Genomic DNA, 9,395 nt, shown 5'->3' on the forward strand with positions numbered 1-9,395 from the left:
GAGTTCGGCCCCTTTCATGTTGATAACCCTCAATCGAAAAGGCTTCCTTGATGGTCGGTTCGGGGAGCCGAGCCGTCCGGCACAAGACCGTTCCGGCCCATCCACTTCAGCCAGTGATCAAGATCGGCGCGCTTGAACTTCTTGGGCTTTTCAGCGTGCCAGCCGAAAACCCCATCGCAGATGGCGTCGTTGTCGGCGGTTTTCTCGGCAGCTAGCAGGTCGTTCCACACGGCGTATAGCGTCGCCACCGCTTCCACACCGTCTCTGTCGATATCTTTGAGCAAGGACAGCATGGCGAGAAAGCCTTTCGCTCGCTCCTCGCCGACCAGGACCGACAAAGTCTCTGCGGGCGGCTGGAAGCTCTTAGGAATTTCATACGTAACCGGAAGCCCCTCGGCCCGAGGCTCGTGCGTCACGATAGCGCAAATGTCCCACGCCCCTCGCTCAATGACAGACATCAGGGTCCGATCATATGGACCAGCGGCCGCGCGCTCGTAGTGTCCGGCCAAGCCTTCGAGCCTAGCGTGGCTCTGGGCCAAATAGGCAGCCTTCATCACCGCCATGCGCCCCTTCGCCCCAAGTTCGAGAATGGCACAGGCTCCAACCACGGCTGGCAACGACGGCTCGTTTGATGCTTTGCGAGCGCTGTCAAGGGAGACGACGTTGCTCTGCGAGGCCGTCCCGCGCACGTCGATCTTGCCGGTTACGGCGGCGGAGATCAGGGCACTGCGACGCTCTTGGAGCAGGGCAACCCCTGAGCTTGCAGAAGCCGCTAGGGCATCTAAGCGGCTCAGGCGGTCACTCAATTCAAACATTATCGCCTCCTGCTCGCACAGGGGCGGCGTCGGGATGGCGACTCGAGAGACTATCTCTGCGTTCAAGTTGTCCATAGTCGCGCCAACCGAACTCAAACGCAGTCTTTCGACAGCGAACGGCGTTCCAATAAATGCGGCAATGAATGCCGAATTCATCTTGTTCAAACGAATTCGAAGTGAACCAGTGCCGCATAGCCATCCGGCACTGTGTTCATCTACTATCCCGCAGCGCCCCATTTCCCCGCGTCTGGCCAGCACAATATCTCCTAACCGGAGCATATGCTGAGCGAGTTCAGAGGCTTTCTTGGGGGTAACGGACACCTTGTAGTTGGGCCTGATCACCCCCTCTTTAATATTCGAGGGATTGATGATCGGAATACCGCCGTCAATGTAATCTTTGGCATGTATTTGGCTGCCAAATGGTCCCGTCTGAAGCTCCTCCGAAATGTCTCCGAGCCTTCTCACCTCCCAATGCGCCGGGACCTGGCCCAGCCATTCGACGCCGGAGTCCTTCATCGGGGCGGCGGGGTCGAGGCCCTTGGTGACGGCGTGGGAGATGACGGCCTGGCGCTTCTCCTTCAGCAGTTCGATCAGTCGCGTCTGCGCCTCCACCAGCGCGTCGATCTTGCCGGTTTCCCGGTCGAGGAAGGCGGCGATGACTCGCTGTTCTGCTTGCGGCGGAAGAGCTACCTCAAACTCGTTGAAAGCGTCAGCTGGCAATCGCCAACGACCAAGATGCGACGAGCCTTGGCCAAGTGCGAAGAAGGTGCGTCCAATGTAGCCCTGCTGCAGAACCCACAACAAATACCGTGGGTCAAATTTCGCGCCGCTCCTGGCACTGAAGACGCGATAGTCGGGACTTGTCACCCCGTGGAATGGAGAGATATCCACCCATCCAGTAAGCAAATCCATGTGGTTCATTGCGAAGTCGCCGGGCTCAACCAGCTGATAATGAGCGTAGCTGGAAGCTAGCTGACCATCGTTGCTCGTCGTATCGCGGACTTTGATGCCACGCTGCGTGATCGAGAGAACATCGGGACCTTCTTCACCCGCAATCCGTTTTTTGATCTCGACGAGACGGCGAAGTCGAACTATGTCCCAGTGACTCGGCACCTTTCCAAGCCAATCAATCCCGCTGTCCCGGTGGCTGTCGTAGGCGAGTGGGCTCACGCTGCCATCTCCTCGATCATCGTCTTGATGCGGTCGGTGACGGCCAGCAGGTCGGCGTCGATCTCGGCTAGGTCGCGCGGCGGCTCGAACACATAGAAGTGGCGGTTGAACGGGATCTCATAGCCCACCTTGGTCTTGTCGTGGTCGATCCAGGCGTCGGGGGCGTGCGGCTTCACCTCGCGCTCGAAGTAGGTCTCGACGTCCTCGGCCAGGGGCACGTTCTCGGTGTCGCGGCGGGCGCTGTCCGGCTGGGGTTGGCCCTTCTTCTTGCCCTTCAGGCCGAGCACCGGGCGTCCCTGGTCATCCAGCAGGGGGCGCTCGACCGTGATGGTGCGATAACCGAACGCGGCGTTGTCCAGGATCAGCGACAGCGGGGCCGGCTTGACCTTGCCGCCCTCGGGCGCGACCGGCGGAGCCTCGCCGTCGACGACGACGGCGCGTTCGGTTTCCTTGCCCTCGGCGTCCAGCACCGTCGCCAGCTGCGCCGCCTGGAAGCCGCCGAACAGACGGGTGACGGTTTCGATGTCGTCCTCGGACATCTCGCGGCGCTTGGAGCCCAGCGACTTGCGCATCTTCCGCCAAAACCCGCTGGCGTCGATCAGTTGCAGCTTGCCGCGTCGGTGCGCCGGTTTCCGGTTCGAGACGATCCAGACATAGGTGGCGATGCCGGTGTTGTAGAACATGTCCGTCGGCAGGGCGACGATGGCCTCGACCAGGTCGCTCTCCAGCAGATAGCGCCTGATCTCGCTCTCGCCCGACCCGGCCCCGCCGGTGAACAGGGGCGAGCCATTCAGGACGATGCCGAAACGGCTGCCGCCGTCGACCGCCGGGCGCATCTTGGCCAGCAGGTGCATCAGGAACAGCAGGGACCCGTCGGACACCCGGGGAAGCCCTGGGCCGAAACGGCCGTTGAAGCCCTGCTGCTCATGCTCGGCGCGGACGACCTTCTCGACCTTCTTCCATTCGACGCCGAACGGCGGGTTCGACAGCATGTAGTCGAACTGTTTGGTCGGGTGGCCGTCGTCGGACAGGGTGTTGCCGAAGATGATGTTGGCGACGTCCTGACCCTTGATCAGCATGTCCGCCTTGCAGATGGCGTAGGACTCCGGGTTCAGCTCCTGGCCGAACATGGTCAGGCGCGCGGCGGGGTTCATCTCACCCAGCCGCTCTTCGGCGACCGACAGCATTCCGCCGGTTCCGACCGTCGGATCGTAGATGGTGCGGACCACGCCGGGCTTGGACAGGGCGTCGTCGTCCTCGACGAAGAGCAGGCTGACCATCAGCTTAATCACCTCGCGCGGGGTGAAGTGCTCCCCGGCGGTCTCGTTGGACAGCTCAGAGAACTTGCGGATCAAGTCCTCGAAGGCCAGGCCCATCTGGTGGTTATCGACCGATGACGGGCTGAGGTCCGCGCGGGCGAACCGTTCGGTCACCTGATAGAGCAGCCCCGCCTTGGCCAGGCGGTCGATCTGGGTCGTGAACTCGAAGCTCTCGAAAATGTCGCGCACGTCGGCCGAGAAGGCCTGGATGTAGGCGTAGAGGTTGGCCGCGATGTTGTCAGGGTCGCCCATCAGCTTCGCCATATCCATCGGCGAGGTGTTGAAGAACGACTGCCCCGCCGCCCGCAGCAGGAAGGGCTCCGGGTTCAGGCCCGCGCCCTGGCGCTTATCGAGCTCGGCCAGCACCGCCGCCTTGGTCGGCGCCAGGACGCAATCCAGTCGCCGCAGCACCGTGAACGGCAGGATCACCTTGCCGTAATCCGACTGCTTGTAGTCGCCGCGCAGCAGGTCGGCGACCGACCAGATGAAGGCCGACAAGGATTGGTGGTTCATGGACGCGCCCAAGTTCGTATTCGTGACGCGGCCCTTAGCACGCCAGAAGCTTCCGGCGAGTGAAGATCGGGGCTGACAAATTGCGCCTCCAGATCGCGCCAGGAGCATTTTTCCCGGACGCATGTAGAGGGATGGCGGGGCGCAAAACCACCCGCTAGGCGGCGCGCAAAACGGCCGTCATGGGCGTGTCGAATTAAGCCTTGCTCTAGGAGATGAAGCCTTCTCCCGGCGGCGCGTCCTCGCCCGTCCGTCACCCTGCTTTTGCAGCCCCGTAGGTCAATGCCCGGGGCCGGAAGGACACCATGACATCGACATCAACCGCCGCCCTGCGCACCGTCAGCCTGGGCGCGCTTCTCGACACGCCGATGACGCCCCGCCAGTGGCTGTTGGCGCCGTGGCTTCGCGAACAGGAATCAGCCCTGATCTGGGCGGCCCCCGGCGTGGGCAAGACCATGCTCACGCTGTCGCTCGCCCTGGCTATCGCGGGCGGCGGCTCGCTTCTGGGCTGGCGGTCGCCTGAGCCGAGGCGCGTTCTCTTCATCGACGGCGAGATGCCCCTGGACGACCTTCAGGGTCGCTTGGCGTCGCTCGCCGGGGCCATTGAGGACATCGACCTGGATGTCGCGCGGAACAACCTGACGATTCTGGCGCGGCACCATCAGGCCCCCAGCACGCCGTTCCCCGACTTCGGCAACGAGGATCAGCAGGACGCCATCATCGACCTGATCCGCCGCCACGATCCGGCGGTTGTGATCCTCGACAACCTGTCCACCCTGGCCACCCTCGATGACGAGAACGGAGCTGCTGAAACCCAGCGGGTCGTCCGGTTGCTCGCCCGTCTCAAGCAAGCGCGCATCGCCGTCATCGTCGTCCACCACTCCGGCAAGAACGGCCGCGCATTCCGAGGAAGCTCTATGCTCGCAACGACGTTCGAGGCCATCATCGGTCTTACCCGGGACCCCGGCGCGGACGCCCTCGATCCTACTGGCTCTGCCCGGTTCAACATCGAATGGACCAAGTTCCGGGGGCGTCGCGATCCCAGTATCGGGGACCGCTCGGTGATCCTGAAGGACGCCGACGGCGTTCTGCGGTGGTCCGCCGAGACCCCCCAGGACGAAACCCTGAACGCCTTGGCCGCCCTGGCGCGCACGGGTCGGTTCAAGACCCAGGCGGAAGTCGGCGAGGCTCTGCCGGGCCACCTCTGGCCGACCGAGGGCAAGCGGCCGTCGGCGGGCTGGATTTCCGGCCGGTTCCGCATGGCTCACGCCAAGGGGATCATCACGAAGAAGGAGGTCGACGACCTTCTCGCCGCCGCGCGGGAGGCCGACGAAGCCGCCGAGGTCGACCTGCATGACGATATTTGACGTCGTCCTGGCCGTGCTCGCGGGGTGGCCCGAGGGCGTCAGCCTCGGTCCACAGGTGATTTCAGGGTTCAGGGCTTTCTCTAGGGCCGTGAACGCGTGAAGCGCCCGCCCTGCCTGTGTTTGCGCCCCGGCTCTGGTCGTCAGCTTCATGAAGTCCTGACCCGATCATCTCGGCTCTAAACCGCGCCAACTTCATCCACAACGTATCGCACTGAAAAGGCCCGACCGGCATCCCGGCGGGCCTTTCGTGCGTCTGGAACCACGAAACATGATCAATGCAATCCCATCGCTCGACTTGGTGTCCGGCGAAACCGTTTACCGCATCCCGCTCAGCAACCGCCCGGGCCGCTACGCCACCGTCTGCGAAGAGGGCCTGGCTATCATCGAGGCCAACGCTATCAAAAGCCTCTTCATGAGCGCTGATGGCAGCCGAAAGTATGATTACGTCAGCTTCTATGATCCGTGGACAGCCGGCGAAATGGCGACGCTGGCCCGGCTGCTTGTCGGTGCAGGGCGCGGACAGCGCGTCCGTTACCAGGACGGCGACCGCACCAACCTGCGCCTGTACAACCTCCGCGTTGAACGTGGCGCGGCCAAGGGCACGACGCCGAACCCTCGTCTCCTGGGAGGCGCGGCTTGATCTTCGGCTCCTCGCTGACGTTTGCCGACGGCCTGATCTTCACGCCGCGACCGATAAAGGCGACTGCCGTGCCAGATGCGCCCGCGATGCTGGACGCATCGAACGGGGAGGCCTTGATGACGACACAGCAGGCAGCGGCCTTTCTCGGTTTGTCGCCCCGGACCCTGGAGGGTTATCGCCGGAAAGGCGGCGGCCCCAGCTTCGTCGCCATATCGCGCAACTTGGTTCGTTATCGGCCCGCCGATCTGCGGGCCTGGCTGGAGGGGCGTGTCGCACCCCACACGGCCAAGGCCCGCGCCATACTCGGGCATTAAGGGCCGCTCCTAACGGAACGGGATCGTCGCTTTCGCGGCGGTCCCGAACCCGGATTGATTTTGGGTCACTCATCCGCGCGCACATATTCATGCGCGGCGGCGTCGGAATCCCCCCCTACCCCCTCTGCAAACTAATCAACGGGGGCGGGGCCGCGCTTGAAGGCCATGGCCTGCATTTTTTGGGAGGGCGGCCGTCGTCGCGTCAATCCTAGACGCCGAGCACCACTACAGCACCACAGCCAAAACGGCCGGGGCGCTAAATCGTCGTAAGTGGTTGAAAAGAATGGCGCGCCCGGAACGATTCGAACGTCCGACCCTCAGATTCGTAGTCTGATGCTCTATCCAGCTGAGCTACGGGCGCGCACTGCCTTGCGGGCAGGGCGGCTATCTAGCGGGCGGGGCCGGGGCTGGCAAGCGGCTTTTCTGAAAATGCCGATAGAAAATCCAGACTTGGCGTCAGGGGCCAGGGACACTAGGCATGAACCTCTCCCTGAACCCCGCAGGAGCCGTTCCGTGCGCGCCTATTCCAACCTCTCGTCGAACCGTCGGCGCAAGATTTCGCTCACTCTGACCACTGCGGCCGTCGGCGCCTTTTTGCTGACGGGATGCGCCGCGACGTCGGTTGCTGAACAGACGGCGGCGGAATCGGCGGCGACGACGGTCCAGGCGCCGGCGCGCGGTCCGTTTGTTTCGGCGGCCAACCCCCTGGCGGTCGATGCGGGGATGAAGGTTCTGGCGCGCGGCGGGTCAGCGGTCGACGCCGCCGTGGCCATCCAGGCGGTCCTGGGCCTGGTCGAGCCGCAGTCGTCCGGCTTGGGCGGCGGCGCCTTCATGATGGTCTACGACGCCGAGACCGCCGCGCTCACCGTCTATGACGGGCGCGAGACGGCGCCGGCCTCGGCCACGCCTGAGCTCTTCTACGAGAACGGACGCCCCCTGCCCTTCGTCGATGCGGTGCTGAGCGGGCGTTCGACCGGCGCGCCGGGGGCCGTGCCCATGCTGGCCCTGGCGCAGAAGCAGCACGGGGTGCTGCCCTGGTCCGAGCTGTTCGGCGACGCCGAGACCCTGGCGCAGGACGGCTTTGTCGTCAGCCCGCGCCTGGCGGGAATGATCAACGGCAATGCCCCCCAGGCGAAGACGCGCTGGGCGACCGAGTATTTCACCAAGGCCGACGGCACGCGCTACGTCGCCGGAGACGTGCTGAAGAACCCCGCCTATGCCGAGACGGTGCGGACGCTGGCGCGCGAGGGCGCGGCGGGCTTGCAGACCGGGCCTCTGGCCGAGGCCATCGCCGCCGCCGTGGCCGAGGGGCCGCGTCCAGGCGCACTGACCACCGCCGACATCGCCGCCTATCGCCCCCTGGTGCGCGAGGCCGTGTGCGGTCCCTACAAGGTCTATGTCGTCTGCGTGCCGCCGCCGCCGTCCAGCGGGGCGTCGATCCTGCAACTTCTGGCCATGGGCGAGCAAACGCCGGATCTGGACCAGGGCGCGCAGAGCCCCGCCGCCTGGGCCGCCTTCGCCCAACTTCAGCGGCTGATGTATGCCGACCGCGATCGCTACTTCGGCGATCCGGCCTTTGTCTCCGTGCCGGTCGCAGGCCTGATGGACCCGACCTATGTGGCCGAGCGCGCGGCGCTGGCCCCGGCCCTGCGTGGGGCTGCGCCGTTCGGGACGCCGCCGGGGGCGCCGCGCGTCGGCGCTGACGCCACGCGCGAACCGGCCGGCACCTCGCACTTCGTCGTGGTGGACGCCAAGGGCAATGCGGTCAGCATGACCACCACGGTCGAGAGCCTGTTCGGCTCGGGCCGGATGGCGGGCGGCTTCTTCCTCAACAACCAGCTGACCGACTTCTCGCTGGTCCCGACGGCGCCCGACGGCACGCCGGCGGCCAACGCCGTGGCGGCGGGCAAGCGACCGCGCTCGTCGATGTCGCCGGTCATCGTGCTGGACCGCGAAGGGCGTCTGGTCGGAGCTTTGGGCTCGCCGGGCGGCTCGTCCATCCTGGCCTATAACGCCAAGGCCCTGATCGCGGCCCTGGGCTGGGGCCTGCCGGTGCAGGAGGCCTTCGACCTGCCCAATATCGTGGCCAAGGGCGACGGCTTCGGCGCCGACACCGAGGGCTTCAGCGAGGCCCTGCAGGAAGGCATGGCTGAGCGCGGCATTGTGCTGCGGCCCAATACGTCGGAGAACTCGGGCCTGCACGGCGCCCTGTGGCGCAACGGGCGCTGGGACGGCGGGGCCGACAGCCGCCGCGAAGGCGTGGCGCGCCCCCAGTAGGGCGCGCTATTCGCGCGGGCGGATCGTCAACTGGAAGGCCACCAGGCCTTCCGACACGTCGGTGTTGATGCCGCCATAGGCCTTGATGCCGTTGGCCTCGATCTCGCGATAGACGACGCCGACCGAGCCCTGCAGCGCGCCCCTGCGATAGGCCACGCCGATGGAGGCATCGCCGAGGAAGGCGCCCTCGTCGTGGCTCATGCCCGAGCGGGCGAAGTCGCCGTCGCGGGTGCGGGCGAAGTTGTAGCCGACGGCCCGCTTGGACCCGGCGGCGTACAGATACCAGCGCGCCCGATCTCCAAAGGCCTCGTCGCCGTCGGGCGCCAGCCGGTCCAGGCCCTCGCCGATCTTCAGGGTGGCGCCGGCCTCGGCGGTCGTGCCGTCGGCGCCGAAACCGACCCCGGCGTGGGGCGTCAGCGACACCTCCAGGCCCGAAGCCGTCCGCCCCTGGGCGGCGACCCAGCCGCGCGTATAGGTGACGTCATAGCGCTCGTCGCCATAGGCGCGGGCGTCCAGGGCGCGCGGCGGCACCGGCGCGCCGTCAGCCCGGCGCGGCTCGCCCCGGGCGGTGACGCGCAGACGGTCCGTGAAGCCGTCGCCTGCGAACCAGGCCTCGCTCTGGGCTGTGGTGAAGGCGTCTCGGCCCGCCGGCGACCCCGACAGGGCCAGCGGCGCGCCAAAGGGCGTGTCTGCGGCGATAAAGGCGATGTCGCTGTCCAGCCGGGCGGCGGCGTCCTCGAACTGGACGGCGTCGCTGCCCCGAACCGCGATGGGCCCTGCCATCGAGGCCGTCGTCTGTGCGCTCGCCGCCATGGGCAGGCCCACAGCGATCAGAACACCAACGAGGCAAGCCTCTACGCGCATCAACGGTCCCTCCCAAAACCCGTTAACAAACTCCACTCTGCACTAAAGCGGGGGAACTGCAACGGACTGAGGCTGTGTAAAAACGTGCGGACCCACGGCGGGGCGGAAGGTGGCGACGA

General features: G+C 65.8%; 7 protein-coding genes and 1 tRNA gene. 4 read left to right on the forward strand and 4 right to left on the reverse strand.

Features of this window, described 5'->3' with window-relative positions:
* Window positions 1–29: 29 nt before the first annotated feature.
* Together DXK21_RS11705 and DXK21_RS11710 are read right to left on the reverse strand one after the other, a co-directional pair.
* The gene (locus DXK21_RS11705) at window positions 30–1,985 is read right to left on the reverse strand and encodes a restriction endonuclease subunit S (protein ID WP_114817955.1); all 1,956 of its coding nucleotides are present in this window, start codon (window positions 1,983–1,985) and stop codon (window positions 30–32) included.
* Window positions 1,982–3,817, reverse strand: a complete 1,836-nt coding sequence (locus tag DXK21_RS11710) for a type I restriction-modification system subunit M (RefSeq protein ID WP_114817956.1) — start codon at window positions 3,815–3,817, stop codon at window positions 1,982–1,984. The genes DXK21_RS11705 and DXK21_RS11710 overlap by 4 nt, the downstream gene beginning before the upstream one ends.
* Before the next feature lie 302 nt (window positions 3,818–4,119).
* On the opposite strand from DXK21_RS11710, the gene DXK21_RS11715 reads away from it, so the two are divergent.
* From DXK21_RS11715 to DXK21_RS11725, 3 genes are all read left to right on the forward strand, one after another.
* Window positions 4,120–5,181 carry an AAA family ATPase gene (locus DXK21_RS11715; protein WP_114817957.1) on the forward strand — a complete coding sequence of 354 codons (1,062 nt, stop codon included), beginning with the start codon at window positions 4,120–4,122 and terminating at the stop codon, window positions 5,179–5,181.
* A 268-nt stretch (window positions 5,182–5,449) separates the two neighbouring features.
* Window positions 5,450–5,821, forward strand: a complete 372-nt coding sequence (locus tag DXK21_RS11720) for a hypothetical protein (protein ID WP_162790654.1) — start codon at window positions 5,450–5,452, stop codon at window positions 5,819–5,821.
* A complete protein-coding gene (locus DXK21_RS11725) occupies window positions 5,818–6,135 on the forward strand; it encodes a helix-turn-helix transcriptional regulator (RefSeq protein ID WP_211306025.1) in 318 nt (105 codons plus the stop codon). Before DXK21_RS11720 ends, DXK21_RS11725 begins: the two co-directional genes overlap by 4 nt.
* A 284-nt stretch (window positions 6,136–6,419) precedes the next feature.
* Here the strand turns inward: DXK21_RS11725 and DXK21_RS11730 are convergent.
* Window positions 6,420–6,496: transfer RNA gene (locus DXK21_RS11730), tRNA-Arg, on the reverse strand.
* Window positions 6,497–6,648: 152 nt separating this feature from the next.
* Between DXK21_RS11730 and DXK21_RS11735 the strand changes: the two genes are divergently transcribed.
* Window positions 6,649–8,412: a gamma-glutamyltransferase family protein gene (locus DXK21_RS11735; RefSeq protein WP_162790655.1), complete on the forward strand. Its 1,764-nt coding sequence runs from the start codon at window positions 6,649–6,651 to the stop codon at window positions 8,410–8,412.
* A 6-nt stretch (window positions 8,413–8,418) separates the two neighbouring features.
* Here the strand turns inward: DXK21_RS11735 and DXK21_RS11740 are convergent, their stop codons facing one another.
* Window positions 8,419–9,276, reverse strand: coding sequence for a lipid A-modifier LpxR family protein (locus DXK21_RS11740; protein ID WP_245945200.1), 858 nt, complete (start codon window positions 9,274–9,276; stop codon window positions 8,419–8,421).
* Between the last annotated feature and the right edge of the window lie 119 nt (window positions 9,277–9,395).

The organism is Brevundimonas bullata (genome assembly GCF_003350205.1).
GTDB lineage: Bacteria > Pseudomonadota > Alphaproteobacteria > Caulobacterales > Caulobacteraceae > Brevundimonas > Brevundimonas bullata.